Consider the following 19,142-nt stretch of genomic DNA (forward strand, 5'->3'; position numbering starts at 1 on the left):
CGTATGTGCCGGGCATATGCATAAACCCTACGCAGGTGATTGCCCGAGACATAGGCAGACTTGCGGTGGGCTGAGCTCCATTAGACAGCTCGGTTTATAAGCCGCAAACCGATCAGCGACAGGGCCAGCACGAGGATGGAGAGGGTCAGCGCCAGCATGGCATTGCCGGTCCAGCCGGCCCAGTCATAGGCGATGGTGCCGGCCCAGCTGAAGATACCGCCGCCGCCGAACATGATGACAATGTAGATGGTCATCAGCCGGGTGCGGATGTCCGGGGACAGGCGCAGGAAGGTCATTCGGCCGGTGATGTCGATGGACGGGCCCACCAGGTTCATCAGCACGATGGGGATCATCAGCAGCCACAGGCTATGGCCGAAGAAGGGCAGGCAGGCGACGCCCGCAAGCTGGCCAACGGTGAACCACACCCGCGCCCGCTCGGCGCCCACCTTGTCGGCCCAGGCTCCCAGGCGCGGGGTGGTGGCGAGGTTGAGGATCGAGAAGGCCGCGAGATAGCCCACCACGTCGGTGCCGTATCCCATCTGCGGGCTCGTGAGATGCAGGCCGAGACCAAGCCACACGGCCAGGAAGATGCCGAAGCTCATGGCCTGGATCGCACCGGACAGCAGAATGTCCGGGTGCCGCCGGATGATCGGCAGGATGGAGAGGATAAGCCCCGCATAGGTCTCGCTGCGCGCGCGGTCGCGCCGTCCCTGCTCCATGATCAGCGGCAGCAGGATCGACATCAGCAGCATCAGCATTGCCGCCGCCACATAGACCGACCGCCAGCCCATATATTCGCCCAGCACGCCCGCGCCGGCGCGCGCCAGCAGGATGCCGCCGATGATGCCGGTGGTGAGAACCGCCGTCGCATGGCCCAGCTTCTCAGGCGGCACGCGGCGTGACACATAGGCCGGCAGCAGATAGGGCGCGATGGTGAAGAAACCCAGCACCGTGGAGCCCGCGACGAAGAGCCTGAAATCCGTCGCCAGCGCCATGCCCGCAATGGCAATTGTCTGTCCGGCCACGAAGATGGAGGTCAGCCTGCGATTGCTCACCCAGTCGCCCAGGGGCAACAGCAGGAAGATGCCCAGCGCCAGGGCGATCTGGTTGAAGGCGGGCACGGCCCCGATCGCCGCAGCGCTGACACCGAAATCCTCCGCCACCAGCGCGATGATGGGGTGGATGTAATAGGCATTGGCGGTGATCACCGCGCTAGCCAGGGCCAACAGGTATAGCTGGCCGGTACTCAGATGCTGCGGCGCCGCCGCACTGGCGGTGACACTGGGGCCGCCGGTGCTGCTCTCAGGGGTACTGTCACTCATGGGCGGACTTGTAGCCCCTTGCGAGGGCCTGTGCCCAGCGGCTTGCACCGCCCCGCCCTGATCCGTCAGCGTGGCGGCATGCGGATGGCGCCGTCGAGGCGGATGGCCTGGCCGTTGAAATAGGTGTTGCGCACAAGCTCAAGCATGAAGCTGGCAAATTCCGGCGGGTTGCCCAGCCGCTTGGGGAACGGCACCGAAGCGGACAGGCCCTGCAGCACTTTCGGCGGCGCGCCCAGCATGGGCGGCGTTGCGAAGATGCCCGGCATGATGGAATTGACGCGGATGCCGAGATCCATCATGTCGCGCGCCATGGGCAGCACCAGCCCGTTGACCCCGGCCTTGCCGGAGCCATAGCCCACCTGCCCCATCTGCGCGTCCTGCGCCGCTACCGACGAGGTCAGTGTGATGACGCCGCGCTCGCCATCCTCCATCGGCTCGAGCGAGGCCATGCCGAGTGCCGAGATGGATGCGACCCGGTAGCTCGCCACCAGGATACCGTTGATCGAATAGGCATAGTCCTCGGTGGGGTAGCGCATCATCTTCCCCGTCTCGCGGTTGCGGCCCACGGTCTTCCTGCCGCCGCGGGAGGTCTGCGCGCAATGGACCAGCACCCGTTCCTGCCCGTGCGCCGCGCGGGCCTTGTCAAAGCCCGCCAGCACGCTGTCCTCGTCGGTCACATCCACCTTGCAGAAGACGCCACCGAGGCCCTTGGCGACCTCTTCGCCCTTTTCCTCGTTGAGGTCGAAGATGGCGACCTTTGCCCCGGCCCCCGCCAACGCTTCGGCGCTTGCACGGCCGAGCCCAGACGCTCCGCCCGTGACGACCGCCGCTGTTGATCCATTGATCTGCATGCTGTGTTTCCCCTGGCTGCTGCGGGCGAACGCGCCCTGCGCCGCCCGCTATTTTTCACAAACCTTGCAGCTTGTCGGGCCGCTGCCAAATGCGAGAATTCGGACGCAGGGGAAGCCTGGGGTTGAAACCTGCGCCCGCGCTTATGCCTTGACGGCGTAGGACATCGGGCCGCGTGTCACCGCCGGGTAGCGCTTGTTGGCAGGCCGTTTGCGGGCTTCCACGTCGCGCGGGTTGACCGGCTCGCCGCATTCGCTGCAATGGAGCACGCCGTGGAAGTCATGGCCGCAGCTCTTGTGCCGGCGCAGGACCGGGGGCCCGGCCGCATCTGAATAATGCTCGTCGCCCCAATCCAAAAGCGCGACGATCGCCGGGTAGAGGCCAAGCCCCTTTTCAGTCAGCCGGTACTCGAAGCGCGGCGGCCGGTCCTCATACTGGCGCTGATATAGCACGCCATGGTCCTCGAGATTCTTCAGCCGGCTCGCCAGCGTCGTGCGCGAGATGCCGAGGCGCTTCTGGAAGTCTTCAAAGCGCCTGACACCGAGGAACACGTCGCTCAGGATCACCAGAGTCCAGCGGTCGCCCAGCACCGCCGAGGTGCGTGCCATCGAGCATTGCTGGCTTTCAAGGTCATCCCATTTCATCTGCGGCTCCTTTGCGCCGGTCCGGCGGCGCACCTCACTATCAGTCCCTGAGACAATAGCCCACTCCCTCGACTCCGTCCAGTTTTTGGACTATAGAGTTTATTTATTGGACTTACATATCAGGGAGGCCGTGCGTCATGCCCGCACCTGTGCCATTCGATCCGCAAGACATTGCCAACGCCAAATACGAAGAACGCCCCGTCCGCGAGGGCGTCACCACAAAGCGCACGATCTGCGCGTCATGCGACATTGCCTGCAGCGTCGTCACGGAATCCATGAAGGGCCGCGTGGTCAAGGTCCGCTCCTCGGACAACCCCATCTTCCGTGACAATATCTGCATGAAAGGCATCGTCGCGCCCAAGGGCTTCGCTCATCCCTCCCGCATCCTGCACCCGCTGAAGCGCGTCGGCGAACGCGGCTCGGGCAAGTGGGAGCAGGTGACCTGGGAAGAGGCGATGACCGACATCGGCACACGCCTCAAGAAAATCATCGCCGAGCACGGGCCGGAAGCCTGGGCCGTGTCCACCAGCCAGTGGAACACCGGCACCGATCACGGGCTCGGCCGCCGCATCATGAACCATGTGGGCTCACCCAACTGGATCAGCGGCGTGGCGCTGTGCGCCGGCAATACGGCCGCCGTCAGCAAGTTCACCTATGGCTGGTTTCCCATGGGCGACTTCAACAACACCAAGTGCATCGTGCTGATGGGCCATAACCCCCGCCGCCACAGCTGGACGCCGATGTACACCTATATCCGCGCCGCCCAGGCGCGCGGGGCCAAGCTCATCGTCATGGATCCGCGCCGCAGCTCCAGCGCCGAGCGCGCCGACATCTGGCTGCCGCTCAAGGTGGGCAGCGATGCGGCCATGATGTTCGGCTGGCTGAAGGTCATCATCGACGAAGAGCTTTACGACAAGGACTTCGTCGCCAACTGGACCATCGGATTCGAGGACCTGAAGAAGCGCGTCGACGAGTTTCCGCTGGAGCGTGTTGCGAAACTGACGGGCTGTGAGCCGGAAATGATTGCCAAGGCGGCGCGCATGTATGCCACCGAAGGCCCGTCGGTCATTCCTTGGACGCCGATCACCGACATGCAGCGCAACAGCACGTCGGGAATCCGCCTGCAGGGCATCCTGCGCTCCATCTGCGGCTATATCGACGTGCCGGGCGGCGAGACGCTTCAGGGCTTCAACCCGGACATCATTCCGGAATCCGACATCGAGATGCATCACGTCCTGTCGGATGAGCAGAAAGCCAAGCAGCTCGGCTCGAAGAACCACCCCGCCTTCACCTATCGCGGCCAGGCCGCCTTCAGCGAACCGATGAAGCGCGTTTATGGCCGGGAATATTCCAACATCGCCACCGGCAGCTACATGGCCACCCCGTCGGAAACCTTCCGCGCCATGGCAGGCGAAGGCGAGTATCCGGTGAAGGCGTTCTTCTTCCTCGGTAACAATCCGCTGATGAGCTACGCCAACATGCCGCTCATCCTCAAGGCGATGATGAACCAGGATCTCATTGTCGCCCATGAGCAGTTCATGACGCCGTCCGCCCAGCTTGCCGACTACATTATGCCCGCCGACAGCTGGCTCGAACGGCCCCTGATCCACGACATGTTCGCGTGGCTGTCGACGGTGCGGTTCTCGGAGAAATCCATGGAGCCGCCCGGTGAGTGCAAGAGCACGTTCGAGTTCTGGAAACACATTGCCGGCGCGCTCGACCGGCCGGAGCTTGTGCCCTGGGACACGCTCGAGGACTTTTACGATTACCGCGTTGCCGCTACGGGCATGTCCTTTGCCGAGCTGGTGAAATCCACCGACGTTCACTTCAAGATGCCGGAGTTCCGCCAGTACGAAAAGCGTGGTTTCGCCACGCCGAGCGGCAAGGTGGAACTCAAGTCATCCGTGCTTGAGAGCCTCGGCTTTGATCCCCTGCCCTATTTCCGCGAGGACCCGCCTGAGGACAAGGACTACCCACTGAAGATGTTCACCGGCGTGCGTGAGGACGGCTTCTTCCAGACAGCCCATCGGCACATCCCGGAGATGCGGAAGCGTCATCCGGAGCCCGAGGCCTTTCTGAGCCCCGGTACCGCTGGCCGGCTTGGCCTGGCGGAAGGCGACTGGGTCTATGTTGAAAACAAGCTTGGCCGCATCAAAGCCAAGCTGGCCATCAAGGACGCCATGCCGGACGAGCTGGTCCGTGTGCCGCATGGCTGGTGGAAGCCGGAAATGCAGCAGGGGGCTGGCCAGTTGAGCGGCGCGCACGATTATGCGGACGCACAGCTCTGCCGTGATGATGATGACTATCTCGACCTTGAGCAGGGCATCCCGCACATCAAGGGCATTCCGTGCCGCGTGGTGCCGGTAACGGCTGACGCTCAGGTCACGACATCTTCTAAAGCCCGGCCTGTCATGGAGCCTGCCGAATGACCCGCAAGAAGACCGACCACCGCAAGCAGGAGCGCATGGCGCGGCTGATGATCCGCATCGCCGCCCGCAGTTCCCGCAACCAGACCCTGCTCGACAGGCTGTGCCGCATGGTGCTGAACCGCGCCACCGCCCTGCCGCCGGAAAAGGATTTCCTGCGCGATCCCCTGATCGATAACGACGAGGGCTTCGATCCGGACGAACTCGACCGCTACCAGCGCGGCGAGACCGCCTGACGCCTTACCGAAGAGGCGGCGGGTATCCGGGGTCCCGAATGGGCCGCCCCGGGCCCGCCGCCTTTTCTTTTGCTCTGCCTACAGAATATACCCAGCCCCGATTGCGCGGACGGTGACGTCGCTGAGCGATACGCCACGGGGGGGGACACGCAGGGGCTGCGTTAGATCTTCCAGGCGGGACTGCCTCGGAAAATGGACCTTGTGCGCATTCTCCAGAAGTGCAGCCTAGTCACCTTGTATGTCCACAGCCTCCGGAGCGAGGCTCGTCAGCAGGTGCATGTAGAAGCCGGTGCCGAGCATGAGATTGTCTACAGACAGTTTTTCGTTGGTGCCGTGCACGGTGCTGATGTCGGCGGGACCGACGATAAAGGGGTGGAAGCGGTAGGCGTTGTCGGCCACCTTGCCGTAGTGCTTGCTGTCGGTCCCGGCGACCGTAAGGCCAGGGGTGATGACGACATCGCCCAGCATCTGCCGGGTGGCGGTGGCCATGGCGTTGAAACCCTGGGTGTCGGTGCGGGCAACGGGTGACGCCGGGGTGCCGCGGCGCGCCACCACTTCCACGCGCTCGTCATTGATGGCGCGGGTGACGTGTTCCACGAGTCCTTCCACGGTGTCGCGCGGGTGCAGCCGGAAATTGACCGTCGCGGTCGCCGTGATCGGCAGGACGTTCTCCTTGATGCTGGCCGACAACATGGTGGGCGCCGTGGTGGTGCGCAGCATGGCGTTGCCCGCGGGCAGGCGCGTCAGCATGCTTTCCACCAGACCGCCAAACAGCCATTGATTAGCGAACGCCATGCGCTGGGTGAAAGGCATGTGCCGGGCGATGCTCTCATAGGCTTCGCCCGTTACCCCGTCGAGGCCACCGGGCACCGGCGACCGGGAAAGCTGCACCAGCGCCCGGGCCAGCCGAGTCACCGCCGTGTCCTGCGGCGGCAGGGAGGAATGCCCGCCTTCCGCATGGGCGATGATGTCGAGGGTCACATAGCCCTTCTCCGCCACATTGATCATGGCCACCGGCTTCGTCACGCCGGGGATCAGGCCGTCGAGGATGAAAGAGCCTTCGTCCAGCGACCAGTCCAGCTGGATCCCGCGCTCGGCCAGCAGCGCCGCAACACCGGCTGCGCCCTTCTCACCACCGATTTCTTCGTCATGGCCAAAGGAGAAGTAAACCGTCTGGCGCGGGGTGAAGCCCTGCTCCACCAGCAGTGAGACGGCCTCCATGATCGCCACCAGCGCGCCCTTGTCATCAAGGGCACCGCGGCCCCACACAACACCATCGACGATGTCTCCCGCAAATGGCGGGTGCTGCCAATCCTCCTCCGTACCGGGAATGACCGGCACCACGTCATAATGGGCGGTCAGCAGCACGGGCTGGGCCGCGGCGTCCGTACCCGGCCAGGTCAGCAGCAGTGTGTGGCCGGCCACCTCCTCCTTGCGCATCACCGCAAGCGCATCGGCGTAGGTGTCGCCGAACCACGCCTTGAAGGCCTCGAAGGCCGCGATGTCGCCTGCGTCCGGCGCCTGACGTGAAATAGTCCGGAAGCGGATCGCTTCGGCCAGGCGTTGCGCCACCCGCTCCCGGTCAATCTCGAGCGCCACCGGCGTGCGCGCCTCATGGGCAGGCGGCGTGAACATGAGGGTGCGGACGAGCACCACGGTCACGAGCACGAGAATGAGGGCGAGGCCCGCGAGAAGAATACGTTTCATTGTTTTTCATTTTCCGTGTTGCATCGGCGGCAGGCCCGCGACCCTATCAATGCCGATCGGTCTGTACAAAGGCCGGATGCGGCGCTGCGCCCCCGTCGCACCCCGCCGTGCCCCCGCCTTTCCGCCGCCAAACGCAAATCATCTTGCGCGCCACATAGCTCCTGCGCGCCTAGGCACCCTTCCGCCCATGTACTAGAACCCGAAGCTGCAGCTCATTATCGAAAGGCCCGGCCTCATGATCCAGCTCGACCGTCAGGACTCAGTCTTCACCCTCACCATGGATGCGGGCGAGAACCGCTGGAACACCACCTTCGTGCGCGAGTTCGGCAAGGCGCTGGACGAGGTGGAGGCCTCGACCGGCCCCGCGGCGCTGGTGACGCGGTCGACCGACGCCAAGTTCTTCTCAAACGGCCTTGATCTCGACTGGGTGCAGGACCCGGACGCGCATCCCGAGGGCGGTGACCGGGAAGTGTTCGGCGGCGAGTTCATGGCGCTGATGGGACGCATCATCACCCTGCCCGTGCCCACCATCTGCGCCATCAACGGGCATGCCTTCGGGGCAGGCTTCATGTCGGCGCTGTGCCACGACATCCGTATCATGCGCGAGGATCGCGGGTTCATCTGCGCCAACGAAATGCAGATCGGCCTCAAGATCCCATCCCCGGAGCTGGCGCTGTTCCGCCACAAGCTGCCGGCCAATGCCTTTTTTGAAACCGTGCAGTTCGCCCGCCGCTGGACGGGACCGGACGCGCAGGCCGCGGGCGTTGTGCAGCATGTGGCAGCGCTCGAAACCCTGCCCGAACTCGCCCACCAGCTTGCCGAGCAGATGGCTCCGCTCGGCGCCAACCGCGAGCTGTTCGGCGACCAGAAGGAGCGGCTCTTCGGTGAGAACGCCATTCTCAACAGCCCGCATGGCGCGGCGCACCTTCTGAAACATTCCGCCGATTACAGCTAACAGTCCGCTCAGCGCCTACGCGTTGCGGATCGTCAGCCCGCCATCCACGGGGATCGCCACCCCGGTCAGGTAGCTTGCCGCCGGCAGCACGACCGACAGGGTGATGTTGGCAACTTCCTCCGGCAGGCCATAGCGGCGCAGCGCCGTGCGGCGGTTGGCATAGACCTGCTTGTGTTCGTCGGGGATCGCTTCCGTGATGCCGGTGAGGATCGGGCCGGGGCAGATGCAATTGGCCGTGATGCCTTCCTTGCCGAACTCAACCGCCATCGCCCGCGTCAGCCCGATGACGCCGTGCTTGGCAGCCACATAGGCAGAGTTGCGCGGCGTCGCGCCCAGCCCTTCGGTCGAGGCCACATTGACGATGCGAGCGGCGTCGGATCTGCGCAGCCAGGGCAGCGCCGCACTCACCAGGCGCTGGTGCGAGGTCAGCATCACACTGAGGCTCTTGTCCCAGCTGTCTTCATAGCCATCCTCACCCAGCGGTACCGGCAGGGCGAAGCCCGCATTGTTGACGACGATGTCGATGCCGCCGAATTCCTCCGCCGTCCGGGCAACCACCGCCTTGATGGCGTCCGCATCGCCCACATCCAGCGCATGGGCGCGCGCGGTCGTGATGCCGGCCTCTTCGATCTCCGCCACCACGGCGTCGCAGGCGTCCTGACGCAGATCGGTCACCGCCACATTGGCACCCTCGCGGGCAAACAGATGCGCCGTCGCGCGGCCCATGCCGCTGGCGGCACCGGTGATGATGGCCGTGCGGCCCTTGATCGAGCGGTCGAGAGGTTTGTAGGCGTCCATGAAAGCTTCCTTCAAATGCTTGCGCGACGCGGCGTCACCCGGAAAAGTTTTGGCAGAGCGCGCGTCAGTTGTTGCGTTCGCCCCCAGTCTAGCTGCTAAAACAGCGGTTCAAAAAACAAACTGACATCCGTCTTCGGGGGACCGCCACCATGCTCAAGCTCCATTTCGCACCCAATTCGCGCGCCGGACGCATTGTCTGGCTGCTGGAAGAGCTCGGCCTGCCCTATGAGCTCAACAAGATGGCGTTTCACCCCAAGGACCTGAAGTCCGACGCGCACCGCGCCCGTCACCCGCTTGGCCGCGTGCCGGTACTGGATGACGGGGATGTGTCGATCTACGAGTCCGGCGCCATCGTCGAATACATTATTGAGCGTCACAAGAATGGCGGCCTCAAGCCCGCCGTCGAGGATGCGCGGTACCCAGACTATCTTCAGTGGTTCCATTATTGCGAAGGCATGGTGATGCCGCCGATCAATACCATCGTCGTGCAGACCATCCTGCTGCCGCCGGAGCGCCGTGACGAGACCGCGCTGGCCCAGGCACAGCGCCTGCTCACCAAGTCGCTCGCCCCCGTGGAAGAAGCGCTTCAAGGCCGCGACTATCTGATCGGTGATTTTTCCGCCGCCGACGTGATGCTCGGGCATTCGATCTTCATGGCCAATCGCATGGGCTGCGTTACCGACGACATGCCAAACCTCAAGGCCTATGTGGCGCGCATTGCAGCGCGCCCGGCCTTCGACAAAGCCATCAACATGCAATAGCGCCTGAAGGGCGCGCGCGGGAGGTTCCATGTCCGGCTCAGAGACGGCGATCGAGGCGCAGGCCTATATCCACCATCAATATCTGCTCGGCCTTGAGCTGATGGTGGCCACCACCAAGGGGCCGGAGGTGGTGGGCGAGTGGATGTTCCGCCTGTTCCGCCGCCAGCATGAGGAGAAATTCCTCTCGAGCTTCGAGAAGCTCGGCCTTGCGGGCCTGCCGGACGCTGTCGCGTGCGCGCGCTACCATGTGCTGTCCAACAGCATGGGCGGCGTCGCCGTCGAATACATGGAGGAAAGCGACCGCAAGGCCTGGGTGCGGTTCCGTTATCCGCGCTGGATGTATGACGGGGCCGCCATTTGCGGCATTCCGGTAGAAGCCAGCCGGGGCTTTCTGCGCGGCTGGTACGGGCAGAACGGCGTGTCGCTCAAAAACCCGCGGCTTGGGTTCGTCTGTGTGTCCGAGGACATGACCGGCGAGTTCGGCCTGTGCGGCTATTTCCGCGAATATGATCATGACCTTGGCGAGGACGAGCGGCTGCAATTCGCCCGTGATGAAGTGCCGCCGCCGTTTGATCCCGCGCAGCAGCCAGCCCCGCCTGCCGGTGACTGGTCGGCGGAGCGTCTGGCCAAGGCCAACCGCAACTACGCCATGGAATATATCCGCAACGGCATGGCCGCCCTTGAGGCTGTAATCGGGCGCGACGAAACGCTTGCCATCGCTCGCCGCGCCGCACGGCTGACCGGGCTTCAGACCTATCAGCATATCCGCGGGCTTGTCGGCGGCGTTGATGGCGATGTCACCGATGGAGTACGTTTCCTTTCCGACGTGCTGACAGGCATGGGCGATGACTGCACAATCAGCGCCAATGACGATGGCAGCGTCACCCTCCGCCAGCAGGGCCTACGCATTTTGCGGGGGCTCGAACCTGCCGAAGCGGAAACCTTGCTCGACGCCTGGACGGAGCTTTGGGCCGGGGCGCTTCAATCCCACCGCATCCGCAAGACGGCCAACGCTGTCCGCGACGGGGACACGCTGATTTGGACCTTGCGCGATATCGCCTAGACTGCACAAAACGACACACGCCTTTCAGGGGGGCTGCCGCATGGCACAGGATTTCATCGTCAACCGCGCGGATTTGCGCGAGGCCAAAATGGTGGACGTGCCCAACGCCGACCTTCAGGACGGCCAGGTGCTGCTTGAGGTCGAACGCTTCGCGCTGACCGCCAACAACATTTCCTATGGCATGGCGGGCGACATGCTGGGGTACTGGAATTTCTTCCCCGCCGCCGATGGCTGGGGCCGTATCCCCGCCTGGGGCATCGCCCGCGTCACCAGGAGCGCGCATCCGGACATCACCGAGGGTGCCAGGTTCTTCGGTTACATGCCCATGTCGCACCAGGTGGTAATGACGCCTGTGGATGTCTCGGCCCGCGGCTTCTCGGATGGCGCTGACCACCGTGCGCAGCTGCCGCCGATCTATCAGGAATATCTCGCCGTGACGCCGGAGAACGGGTTTGATCCGTCAACGGATGATCTGCAGTGCATCCTGCGCATCCTGTTCGTCACGTCGATGCATTTGGATGACCATCTGGCCGCGCATGACTATTTCAACGCCAACACGCTGATCATCGGCAGTGCCTCCAGCAAGACGGCGATCGGCCTCGCCTGGCTTGCCGCCAAACGGCCTGGCCTGCGCGTCGTCGGCCTTACCTCGGCGGGCAACAAGGAATTTGTTGAGGGGCTTGGCTGCTATGACACGGTGCTCGGCTATGACGAGATCAGTTCGCTCGATGCATCAGCCCCCAGCGTCTATGTGGACATGTCCGGCAACAAGGCGGTCCTGACAGACGTCCACACTCATCTGGGCGATACCCTCAAGAACAGCACCGGCGTCGGCCTCACCCATTGGGAGTCCGCCGCAGCGCCTGATGCCGCCGAAGAGCTGCCCGGCCCGACGCCTGATTTCTTCTTCGTGCCCACCCACATGGTAGAGCACCGGGAGCGGCAGGGGCTCGCCGCCCATGACGCCCGCATCAGCGCGGGGGCTGCGGCCTTTTATGATTTCATCAGGCCGCATCTCGCGATTACGCCGCACAGCTTTGCCGACATGGAAAAGACCTATGCGTCCCTCCTTGGCGGGCTGTCGCCGACAGCCGGCCACATGGTGACGGTCACCGCCTGACCGGCCTAGACTGGCCCTTTCCGTCCACCAGGCTGCGCAAGGAGACATGTGTGCCGGACAGCCGATCCTTCAGCCGTGACCTGCCTGTGGAGACCGCCACGGACCACCGCAATGACCAGCGCGGCGATCATCGTGGTGAACTGCGCTCGTCCAAGGACACCAAGAAGCGCATCGCCATTCTCGATGCCGTGGTGCGGCTGATCGCCGAAGGGGGCGCCAAGTTCACCGAGCTGAGCGTGTCGGACATCGTGCAGGCGGCGGGCGTATCGCGCTCCACCTTCTATCTGCATTTCAGCGACAAGACCGGGCTGATCGAACTCCTGATCGACAAGCTGGAGGAAGACCTGGTGGAGGCGGCTGGCCTCACCAATGAGGTCTTCTACGCGGAAAGCGAAAGCTCGACGCGGGAATCGCTGATCAATTTGGCGCTCTATGTGCGCCACAATCTGCGGCTGTTCTCAGCCGTCTATGAGGTGGTGGCGACCGACCCGGCGATCGAGCGCCGCTACCACAACATGATCCGTGCCACGGTCTATCAGCGACGCCGCACGCTGGCCGATGAAAAGGCGTCAGGCCGCGTTGATCCGGACACCGCCAATTTCGTTCCCATGGCGCTCACCTGGATGGTGGAACGCACCATCACCCAGCATGTGACCGCGGCGACGAAGGAAGACATCGTCTCCGACCCCGCCGCCATGGCGATGATCGACGGCCTCGCCCAGATCATCCTGCGCAGCATGCGCCCGCAGGGCTGAGCCGTACGTCCCCCGCCTTTCCGGCCCCGCCACTTGATCTGTAGTAATCTGCCCCCCATTTATTAAGGGTCCGGTGCCCATACTGGGGCCGGGCGGATCGGTTTGGCAGGTTTCTGCCGTTTTTGGCCGGTCTGGTGACAAAGCCGCTTCACTGATGAGGGCTTTTGAATGGCACGGGTTACCCCCTTTACCCACCCGTTGCTGCTTGGCTTCGATGGCCTTGAGCAGCTTCTGGACAGGGTCGGCAGGCTGTCCAATGACGGCTATCCGCCCTTCAATATCGAACAGACGTCCCTCGGCACCGACGCGGGTCCAGATGCCCATGCGGGCGGCGCCCAGCGCTTCCGCATCACGCTGGCGGTTGCCGGCTTCACGGAGAATGCCCTCTCGGTCACCGTGGAAGGCAATGAGCTGGTGATCCGCGGCAAGCAGCAGGATGACGGCGACCGCGCCTTCCTGCATCGCGGCATTGCGGCCCGGCAGTTCGTGCGGGTGTTCGTTCTCGCCGACGGGCTGGAAGTGGAAGGGGCCGACCTCGAAAACGGTCTTCTGAGTATCGACCTCGTGAAGCCTGAACCCGCCCATCATGTCCGCCGGATCGAGATAGGCTCGCAGGCGCAGCCGCGCCAGCGCATCGAAAGCCGCCGCATCAACGGCTCCGACGGAGCATCCGCCGAACCCGAAGACACCGCCGTCTGATTCAGAGGCACAGGTAAGGAGTACGCGACCCATGAATGACAGCACGTTTGACACCCGCGCCCCTGCTCCCATGATGAGCAGCAAGGACTTCGCCGAGTTCGGCGCACCGAAAACCGTCTATGTGCGCGAGATCGGCCAGGATGATGTCCGCGAAGTGGTCGGCGAGGATACTAAGATCCCGCACGATGCCCGCTTCTTCGCGGTGCACTCGGCCAATGGCACGCGCATGGCCATCGTCGATGACCGCGACGCAGCCTTTGCCGGCGCGCGCCAGTATGACCTCGACCCCGTGAGCGTTCACTGACGAAAGACCGGGGTCACCCAACACGGCAAAAGGCCGCTGCCCCTTTAGGGGGCGCGGCCTTTTTCATGGGCAGTGACCTTAATGCCTTGCCGGACACTCAGGCTGCGTGGCTTGCCGCGGGCTGGGTCAGCACTTCGTGGATTTCCTGGGCGGTCGCCGCCGCGCGCAGGGCATTGGTGACGCCCTCATTACGCAGCAGGCGCGAGATACGGGCCAGCGCTTTCAGATGGTCAGCGCCGGATTCCTCCGGCACCAGCAGCAGGAAGACGAGGTCCACCGGCTCGTCATCCACCGCGTCGAACTCGATGGGCGCATCCAGCCGGGCGAAGAAGCCCTCGAGATGCTCCATGTCTTCCAGGCGCGCATGCGGGATGGCGATGCCATGGCCGACGCCGGTGGAGCCCAGCCGCTCACGCTCAATCAGCGCATCGAAGATGATGCGGGCGTCAATGCCGGAGGCTTCCGCGGCGCGGGTGGCGAGATCCTGAAGCACCTGCTTCTTGCTGCCCGCATGAAAGCTCGCGAAAACGCGTTCGGCCGTAACCAGATCCGAGAGATCCATATCTGCAATGTGGCGGCCCGCGCGGCCCTTCAAGCCTCGCGGTGACGCCCCTTCTACAAAACTGTTGCTACGTGTCTATGTGGCGCGCGCGCAGGCTTTGTCAGCCCTGGCCGCCAAGTTCCACCCAACCGATGTTTCCATCCTCGCGGCGATACACCATGCTCACCGCGTCATTGGACCCGGACTTGAAGAGCAGGAACGGCGCATCCGCCAGATCCATGCGCATCACGGCCTCGCCTACGGAGAGGCGGTGCAGGGTCTTCGTCGTCTCGGCGATGATGACCGGCTGGTCGTCATTGCCCGTATTGTCGCTGGCGGTATCCGTCTCCGCCTCGTCCTCACCGCCGGACAGCACGCGCGCCGGCAGCTCGATTTCCTCCGGCGCCGGGCGCCCTTCGGCGTGATGATCCTTCAGCCGGCGCTTGTGGCGGCGCAGGCGCTTTTCCATGCGGTCGGCGGCACCGTCAAAGGCGGAATAGATCTCGCCCGCGCGCGCCTGGCTCTGCATGACGACACCATGGCCCAGGCGCAGCGTGCAATCGGCCTGGAACTCATGGCCTTCCTTCGAGAACACCACATGGGCGTCGATGGCACGGCCGAGATATTTCTCGGCGGCGGCTTCCAGACGGTCGGTGACATGGACGCGCAGGGCATCCCCCACATCAATATGCTTGCCGGTGACCTGAACCTGCATGGGGCCTCTGATTTTCGTGTTTAGGCGATGTATCGCAAATGGATCAATCGCAGTTGTTGCAGCTCGGGCGGGGCCGATGTGGCCCTGTGCGGACCCCGGTCCGCCGCCTGTCTGATTGTGGCGCTTTCCGAGCTGCCTGCCAATCACAAGCGCCGGACCCTAGTGAGGTCCGGCGGGGGTGTCAACACGGCCGGGGCTGCTGCAAGGCAGGCATGACGCCACCCCATTAACCCTTTAATTTCAGGCGCTTAGCTTCTTCTGTCGGCGACGCTCGACCGACGAGGGGATGTTCATCGCCTCCCGGTATTTGGCCACCGTGCGCCGGGCGATATCAATGCCCGACAGCTTGAGCATTTCCACGATCTTGTCGTCCGACAGGATCTTCTTCGGGCTTTCCGAATCAATCAGCTCGCGGATGCGGTGCCGCACGGCCTCGGCGGAATGGGCATCGCCCCCATCGGTGGAGGATATCGCTGAGGTGAAGAAATATTTGAGCTCGAAGACACCGCGCGAGGTCGCCATGAACTTGTTGGACGTCACGCGGCTCACCGTCGATTCATGCATGTCGATGGCGTCCGCGATGGTCTTGAGGTTCAGGGGCCGCAGATGCGAGACGCCATGGGCGAAGAAGCCGTCCTGCTGGCGCACGATCTCACGGCTCACCTTCAGGATCGTCCGGGCGCGCTGGTCGAGGCTCTTCACCAGCCAGTTGGCGCTCTGCAGGCAATCCGACAGGTAGAGCTTGTCGTCCTTGTTCTGGGTCGCCCCGGAAACGGTTGCATAATATTGCTGGTTCACCAGCACACGCGGCAGGGTCTCGGTGTTGAGTTCCACCGTCCAGCCGCCGCCCTGAGCCGCGCGCACGAATACATCCGGCACCACGGGGGCCGCTGTCTCGCCGCCGAAGGTCAGGCCCGGGCGCGGATCCAGAGCACGGATCTCGGCGATCATGTCGCGGATATCTTCCTCGTCCACGCCGCACAGTTTGCAGAGCTGGGCAAGGTCGCGCCGCGCCACCAGTTCGAGATTGTCGAGGAAACATTGCATCGCCGGGTCGAGCCGGTCCTGCTCGGCAAGTTGCAGCGCCATGCATTCCTTCAGCGAGCGGGCCATGACGCCGGTGGGCTCGAAGCCCTGCATCACGGTCAGCATGCCTTCCACATCCTCCAGCGCCACGCCGAGGCGGTCGGCGATGTCGGCAAGGCCATCAATCCCGTCCTCGAAGCGCAGATAGCCCGCGTCATCCACGCAGTCGATGAGGAAGCGGCCGATCAGCCGCTTGGCCGGGTCGAACACCGACACATCAAGCTGCTCGGTGAGGAATTCGTGCAGGGTCTGGTCGCGGGTCAGGCGGCTTTCAAGATCAAGGTCGCCATCGGGTGCCGCGCCGCCCGCACCGCTGCCGCCGGAAGCCGACCAGTCCGATCCGCCCAGCGCTGCCGGTGTGGCGTCGCCTTCTGCCCCTGCTGCGCCTGTGCGGTCAGACCCGGTATCGTCCGGGTACATATCTTCAAAGCCAGAATCCATCTCGGATGCCGGCGAGGCATCATTGAGGGAAAGCTGGCCCGCATCCGCGTCGCTGAAACCATCATCGCCGCCCGCGTCGCCACCAGCGTCTCCGCTAGGATCACCGCCGCTATCAGCGCCCGTATCACCGGAAGCGTCCGCCCGTTCGCGATCGGCGCTCTCTGCGGCCATGTCGGGAATGTCAGCGCGTTCATCGCGGTCAAGCAGCGGGTTTTTCTCCAGCTCCTGCTCGACGAAATTGGAAAGTTCGATATTGGAGAGCTGCAGAAGTTTGATCGCCTGCTGCAGCTGGGGCGTCATGACCAGGGATTGTCCCTGGCGTATCTCCAGCCGTGGTGCCAGTGCCATCGCGCGCCCCGTTCCCGCCTCGCCCTAGAGCGAAAAGCGTTCGCCGAGATAGAGCCGGCGCACATCCTCGTTGCCGACAATCTCGGAGGGCAGGCCTTCCAGCAAAAGCCGCCCGTCGTGAATGATATAGGCGCGGTCGATGAGCTCGAGGGTCTCGCGCACATTGTGGTCGGTGATCAGCACACCGATGCCGCGATCCGTCAGATGGCTCACAAGCTCATGAATGTCGCCGGTGGCGATGGGGTCGATGCCCGCGAAGGGTTCGTCGAGCAGCATGTAGTTGGGCTGGGCCGCCATGGCGCGGGCAATCTCCACGCGCCGGCGCTCACCGCCCGACAATGCCACTGACGGCGTGCGCCGCAGATGGGTGATCGAGAACTCGGCCAGCAACTCGTCCAGCATGGCTTCGCGGCGGGAATGGTCCTTCTCGACCAGTTCGATGACGGCGCGGATGTTTTCCTCAACCGTCAGCCCACGGAAGATCGATGCTTCCTGCGGCAGATAGCCGATACCCATGCGGGCGCGGCGATACATGGGCAGGCGCGAAATATCAACGCCGTCGAGCTCGACGGAGCCGTAATCCGCCTCAACCAGGCCCGCGATCATGTAGAAGCAGGTGGTCTTGCCTGCCCCGTTGGGACCCAGCAGCCCCACCGCTTCGCCGCGTGCCACGTTCATGGAAACGCCGCGCACCACAGGGCGCTTATTGTAGGTCTTGCCGATGCCTTCCACCACGAGACCGGAGGACGCCGCAACAAGGCGCGGGCCGCCTGTGGCCGCCCGGTTTTCCTGCGTCATGCTCGTGGTATCCCCATCCATGCGTGTCATTAGTCGCCCTGCGCGCTTAAAAATTTGTGAACCATGACGGGTTGCCGCTACCAAAAGGCATGAAACTTGCCTAAGCGGCTTTTCCGCCACATGGCGGCCCCCATGCCGCCTGCTAAATCCCCTGGAAAGGGCGCCCCGCTCCTATTGGGCGCCGCCTTCCGATCCGTTGTTGTCGGCCGGCACGAAGAGCGACCGCACACGGCCGCCCTGGGTGCCTGACGCCCCGCTGGCGCCCGCATCCACCACCGTCTGGCCGGTGTCGAGATTCATCTCCAGCTTCTGGCCGCGGATCACGTTCTCACCCTGGGTCAGCACCACCGTGTCGCCCATGTAGATCTTGCGCACCTTCACGTCGTACAGCGCCCAGTCTCCATTGGCGGTCTGGTCTTCATCGTCGGTGATGATGACATTCCCCTTGGCATCGATCTTGGTGATGCTCTGGCCGGGACCGGGGCCGGGCTCCTCTTCGCCTTCGAAGCCCTCCGGCACGTCCTCGGCCTTCTTGGTCTCGTCCTTGGTGCGTTCCACATAGTAGACCCACACCTTGTCGGCGCGCAGGCGCATGGTGCCCTGGATCGCGTCCACCTTGCCGGTGAAGATCGCCACATTTTCAGAGCGCACCCATTCGGCCTTATCGGAAATCACCTCGATGGGCTCACCGGGATCGTTGGTGAACCCGTCGCCGGAGCCGTCCTGGGCCAGCGCTGCCGGTCCCGCAAGGCCGAGCATCAGAAGGGCTGCGCCAAGGGTGCGGCCGGTCGTGGTGGTCAGAAGGGTCATCTTGTCCTGTGCCTTTTCGTCGGGAGGGAAGCGCACCCACGCCTCACTTGCCGGTGGGGCCGAACAGCCCCTCACCGCTGGACCCGCCAGCATTAAAGATCACGATCTTGGCGCCGTTGATGAGGGTCACCCGGTCGCCGGATTCGGTTACCCGCAGCCCGCCGCCCTCGGCGGTGCCTTCCGGACCCTGCGCATAGACCTGCTGATCGCTTGAAATATCGCCTGTATCGAGGTTCACCCGGACCAGCTTGCCCTGGAAGCGGAAGCCGTCATCTGTGAACAGCTGCACATTGTCCTCGAGGTCGATCCATTCCTCGTCGGTATTGAGCAGGCCCTTGTTGGAGGTCACAGCCGTCCAGGAGGTCTGGCTTTCGCTGACCAGATCCCCTTCCACATTCTCCAGGTGGATGAGCGCCGGATTGTCCGCATCCTGAACAGCGCTTGTGGCATTCATCGTGTAGGGCTGGCCCTTCTCGTCGACGTCGGAGATGCGCGGCGACACCATGCGCAGATCGTCCGTACGCGACGACACCTCGGAGAAGGTGATGTCGAGCTCATCCGGCCCGTCGAAGGTGCCGGACATGAACAGCAGCGCGCCGATCAAGCCGAGCGCCGTCACCGCGAGGCCCACCTTCATGGCGGAGACGAAGCGGCTATAGGCCTGGGCGCGCGCCGCATTGGCCTGGCGCAGGTTGCGCGGCTGGGCCCGGCGGCGGGCAGCGTCTGTTCGGCTCATGCTCATGGATGCGTCGTGCTCACCGGGT

20 protein-coding genes are annotated in these 19,142 nt (G+C 64.0%); 9 read left to right on the forward strand and 11 right to left on the reverse strand.

Features of this window, described 5'->3' with window-relative positions:
• Positions 1 to 80 precede the first annotated feature (80 nt).
• The 3 genes from HG718_RS12170 to HG718_RS12180 form a co-directional block, all read right to left on the reverse strand.
• Positions 81 to 1,322: an MFS transporter gene (locus HG718_RS12170; protein WP_160586940.1), complete on the reverse strand. Its 1,242-nt coding sequence runs from the start codon at positions 1,320 to 1,322 to the stop codon at positions 81 to 83.
• Positions 1,323 to 1,387: 65 nt separating this feature from the next.
• A complete protein-coding gene (locus HG718_RS12175) occupies positions 1,388 to 2,173 on the reverse strand; it encodes an SDR family NAD(P)-dependent oxidoreductase (protein WP_160586941.1) in 786 nt (261 codons plus the stop codon).
• 141 nt (positions 2,174 to 2,314) lie between these two features.
• The gene (locus HG718_RS12180; protein WP_160586942.1) at positions 2,315 to 2,815 is read right to left on the reverse strand and encodes a winged helix-turn-helix transcriptional regulator; all 501 of its coding nucleotides are present in this window, start codon (positions 2,813 to 2,815) and stop codon (positions 2,315 to 2,317) included.
• 137 nt (positions 2,816 to 2,952) lie between these two features.
• Between HG718_RS12180 and HG718_RS12185 the strand changes: the two genes are divergently transcribed.
• Both HG718_RS12185 and HG718_RS12190 read left to right on the forward strand, forming a co-directional pair.
• Positions 2,953 to 5,244 (forward strand): molybdopterin-containing oxidoreductase family protein, encoded by a 2,292-nt coding sequence (locus HG718_RS12185; protein ID WP_160586943.1) that lies wholly within the window; start codon positions 2,953 to 2,955, stop codon positions 5,242 to 5,244.
• Positions 5,241 to 5,477, forward strand: coding sequence for a hypothetical protein (locus HG718_RS12190; protein WP_160586944.1), 237 nt, complete (start codon positions 5,241 to 5,243; stop codon positions 5,475 to 5,477). Before HG718_RS12185 ends, HG718_RS12190 begins: the two co-directional genes overlap by 4 nt.
• Before the next feature lie 225 nt (positions 5,478 to 5,702).
• Here HG718_RS12190 and HG718_RS12195 read toward each other — a convergent pair whose 3' ends face one another.
• Positions 5,703 to 7,184: a M20 family peptidase gene (locus HG718_RS12195; protein WP_160586945.1), complete on the reverse strand. Its 1,482-nt coding sequence runs from the start codon at positions 7,182 to 7,184 to the stop codon at positions 5,703 to 5,705.
• A 235-nt stretch (positions 7,185 to 7,419) separates the two neighbouring features.
• Between HG718_RS12195 and HG718_RS12200 the strand changes: the two genes are divergently transcribed.
• Positions 7,420 to 8,139 (forward strand): enoyl-CoA hydratase/isomerase family protein, encoded by a 720-nt coding sequence (locus tag HG718_RS12200; protein WP_160586946.1) that lies wholly within the window; start codon positions 7,420 to 7,422, stop codon positions 8,137 to 8,139.
• Positions 8,140 to 8,154: 15 nt separating this feature from the next.
• On the opposite strand, the gene HG718_RS12205 is transcribed toward HG718_RS12200, so the two are convergent.
• Positions 8,155 to 8,937 carry an SDR family NAD(P)-dependent oxidoreductase gene (locus HG718_RS12205; protein WP_160586947.1) on the reverse strand — a complete coding sequence of 261 codons (783 nt, stop codon included), beginning with the start codon at positions 8,935 to 8,937 and terminating at the stop codon, positions 8,155 to 8,157.
• Between the two features lie 149 nt (positions 8,938 to 9,086).
• Between HG718_RS12205 and HG718_RS12210 the strand changes: the two genes are divergently transcribed.
• From HG718_RS12210 to HG718_RS12235, 6 genes are all read left to right on the forward strand, one after another.
• Complete coding sequence (locus HG718_RS12210) at positions 9,087 to 9,698, forward strand: glutathione S-transferase family protein (RefSeq protein WP_160586948.1); 612 nt, start codon at positions 9,087 to 9,089, stop codon at positions 9,696 to 9,698.
• A gap of 28 nt (positions 9,699 to 9,726) precedes the next feature.
• The gene (locus HG718_RS12215) at positions 9,727 to 10,761 is read left to right on the forward strand and encodes a hypothetical protein (RefSeq protein WP_160586949.1); all 1,035 of its coding nucleotides are present in this window, start codon (positions 9,727 to 9,729) and stop codon (positions 10,759 to 10,761) included.
• Positions 10,762 to 10,801: 40 nt separating this feature from the next.
• Positions 10,802 to 11,881, forward strand: coding sequence for a DUF2855 family protein (locus HG718_RS12220; protein ID WP_160586950.1), 1,080 nt, complete (start codon positions 10,802 to 10,804; stop codon positions 11,879 to 11,881).
• 50 nt (positions 11,882 to 11,931) lie between these two features.
• Complete coding sequence (locus tag HG718_RS12225) at positions 11,932 to 12,636, forward strand: TetR/AcrR family transcriptional regulator (RefSeq protein WP_027841223.1); 705 nt, start codon at positions 11,932 to 11,934, stop codon at positions 12,634 to 12,636.
• Between the two features lie 168 nt (positions 12,637 to 12,804).
• Complete coding sequence (locus tag HG718_RS12230) at positions 12,805 to 13,335, forward strand: Hsp20 family protein (protein ID WP_160586951.1); 531 nt, start codon at positions 12,805 to 12,807, stop codon at positions 13,333 to 13,335.
• A gap of 31 nt (positions 13,336 to 13,366) precedes the next feature.
• Positions 13,367 to 13,639: a DUF1150 family protein gene (locus HG718_RS12235; RefSeq protein WP_160586952.1), complete on the forward strand. Its 273-nt coding sequence runs from the start codon at positions 13,367 to 13,369 to the stop codon at positions 13,637 to 13,639.
• Between the two features lie 97 nt (positions 13,640 to 13,736).
• On the opposite strand, the gene ptsN is transcribed toward HG718_RS12235, so the two are convergent.
• From ptsN to lptC, 6 genes are all read right to left on the reverse strand, one after another.
• Positions 13,737 to 14,201 (reverse strand): PTS IIA-like nitrogen regulatory protein PtsN, encoded by a 465-nt coding sequence (ptsN, locus tag HG718_RS12240; protein WP_160586953.1) that lies wholly within the window; start codon positions 14,199 to 14,201, stop codon positions 13,737 to 13,739.
• Positions 14,202 to 14,301: 100 nt separating this feature from the next.
• A complete protein-coding gene (gene hpf / locus HG718_RS12245; protein WP_027845115.1) occupies positions 14,302 to 14,895 on the reverse strand; it encodes a ribosome hibernation-promoting factor, HPF/YfiA family in 594 nt (197 codons plus the stop codon).
• Positions 14,896 to 15,135: 240 nt separating this feature from the next.
• Positions 15,136 to 16,770, reverse strand: a complete 1,635-nt coding sequence (gene rpoN / locus HG718_RS12250; RefSeq protein ID WP_160586954.1) for an RNA polymerase factor sigma-54 — start codon at positions 16,768 to 16,770, stop codon at positions 15,136 to 15,138.
• Between the two features lie 24 nt (positions 16,771 to 16,794).
• Positions 16,795 to 17,568 (reverse strand): LPS export ABC transporter ATP-binding protein, encoded by a 774-nt coding sequence (gene lptB, locus HG718_RS12255; RefSeq protein ID WP_027845116.1) that lies wholly within the window; start codon positions 17,566 to 17,568, stop codon positions 16,795 to 16,797.
• Between the two features lie 171 nt (positions 17,569 to 17,739).
• Complete coding sequence (locus HG718_RS12260; RefSeq protein WP_160586956.1) at positions 17,740 to 18,378, reverse strand: LptA/OstA family protein; 639 nt, start codon at positions 18,376 to 18,378, stop codon at positions 17,740 to 17,742.
• Positions 18,379 to 18,421: 43 nt separating this feature from the next.
• The gene (gene lptC / locus HG718_RS12265; RefSeq protein ID WP_160586957.1) at positions 18,422 to 19,120 is read right to left on the reverse strand and encodes an LPS export ABC transporter periplasmic protein LptC; all 699 of its coding nucleotides are present in this window, start codon (positions 19,118 to 19,120) and stop codon (positions 18,422 to 18,424) included.
• Positions 19,121 to 19,142: the final 22 nt, after the last annotated feature.

Source organism: Pyruvatibacter mobilis (assembly GCF_012848855.1).
GTDB classification, from domain to species: domain Bacteria; phylum Pseudomonadota; class Alphaproteobacteria; order CGMCC-115125; family CGMCC-115125; genus Pyruvatibacter; species Pyruvatibacter mobilis.

Bases quoted from the DNA above. Each gene is read 5' to 3' on its own strand.
- HG718_RS12170 (WP_160586940.1), bottom strand. From the start codon at position 1,322: ATGAGTGACAGTACCCCTGAGAGCAGCACCGGCGGCCCCAGTGTCACC.
- HG718_RS12175 (WP_160586941.1), bottom strand. From the start codon at position 2,173: ATGCAGATCAATGGATCAACAGCGGCGGTCGTCACGGGCGGAGCGTCT.
- HG718_RS12180 (WP_160586942.1), bottom strand. From the start codon at position 2,815: ATGAAATGGGATGACCTTGAAAGCCAGCAATGCTCGATGGCACGCACC.
- HG718_RS12185 (WP_160586943.1), top strand. From the start codon at position 2,953: ATGCCCGCACCTGTGCCATTCGATCCGCAAGACATTGCCAACGCCAAA.
- HG718_RS12190 (WP_160586944.1), top strand. From the start codon at position 5,241: ATGACCCGCAAGAAGACCGACCACCGCAAGCAGGAGCGCATGGCGCGG.
- HG718_RS12195 (WP_160586945.1), bottom strand. From the start codon at position 7,184: ATGAAACGTATTCTTCTCGCGGGCCTCGCCCTCATTCTCGTGCTCGTG.
- HG718_RS12200 (WP_160586946.1), top strand. From the start codon at position 7,420: ATGATCCAGCTCGACCGTCAGGACTCAGTCTTCACCCTCACCATGGAT.
- HG718_RS12205 (WP_160586947.1), bottom strand. From the start codon at position 8,937: ATGGACGCCTACAAACCTCTCGACCGCTCGATCAAGGGCCGCACGGCC.
- HG718_RS12210 (WP_160586948.1), top strand. From the start codon at position 9,087: ATGCTCAAGCTCCATTTCGCACCCAATTCGCGCGCCGGACGCATTGTC.
- HG718_RS12215 (WP_160586949.1), top strand. From the start codon at position 9,727: ATGTCCGGCTCAGAGACGGCGATCGAGGCGCAGGCCTATATCCACCAT.
- HG718_RS12220 (WP_160586950.1), top strand. From the start codon at position 10,802: ATGGCACAGGATTTCATCGTCAACCGCGCGGATTTGCGCGAGGCCAAA.
- HG718_RS12230 (WP_160586951.1), top strand. From the start codon at position 12,805: ATGGCACGGGTTACCCCCTTTACCCACCCGTTGCTGCTTGGCTTCGAT.
- HG718_RS12235 (WP_160586952.1), top strand. From the start codon at position 13,367: ATGAATGACAGCACGTTTGACACCCGCGCCCCTGCTCCCATGATGAGC.
- ptsN (WP_160586953.1), bottom strand. From the start codon at position 14,201: ATGGATCTCTCGGATCTGGTTACGGCCGAACGCGTTTTCGCGAGCTTT.
- hpf (WP_027845115.1), bottom strand. From the start codon at position 14,895: ATGCAGGTTCAGGTCACCGGCAAGCATATTGATGTGGGGGATGCCCTG.
- rpoN (WP_160586954.1), bottom strand. From the start codon at position 16,770: ATGGCACTGGCACCACGGCTGGAGATACGCCAGGGACAATCCCTGGTC.
- lptB (WP_027845116.1), bottom strand. From the start codon at position 17,568: ATGACGCAGGAAAACCGGGCGGCCACAGGCGGCCCGCGCCTTGTTGCG.
- HG718_RS12260 (WP_160586956.1), bottom strand. From the start codon at position 18,378: ATGACCCTTCTGACCACCACGACCGGCCGCACCCTTGGCGCAGCCCTT.
- lptC (WP_160586957.1), bottom strand. From the start codon at position 19,120: ATGAGCATGAGCCGAACAGACGCTGCCCGCCGCCGGGCCCAGCCGCGC.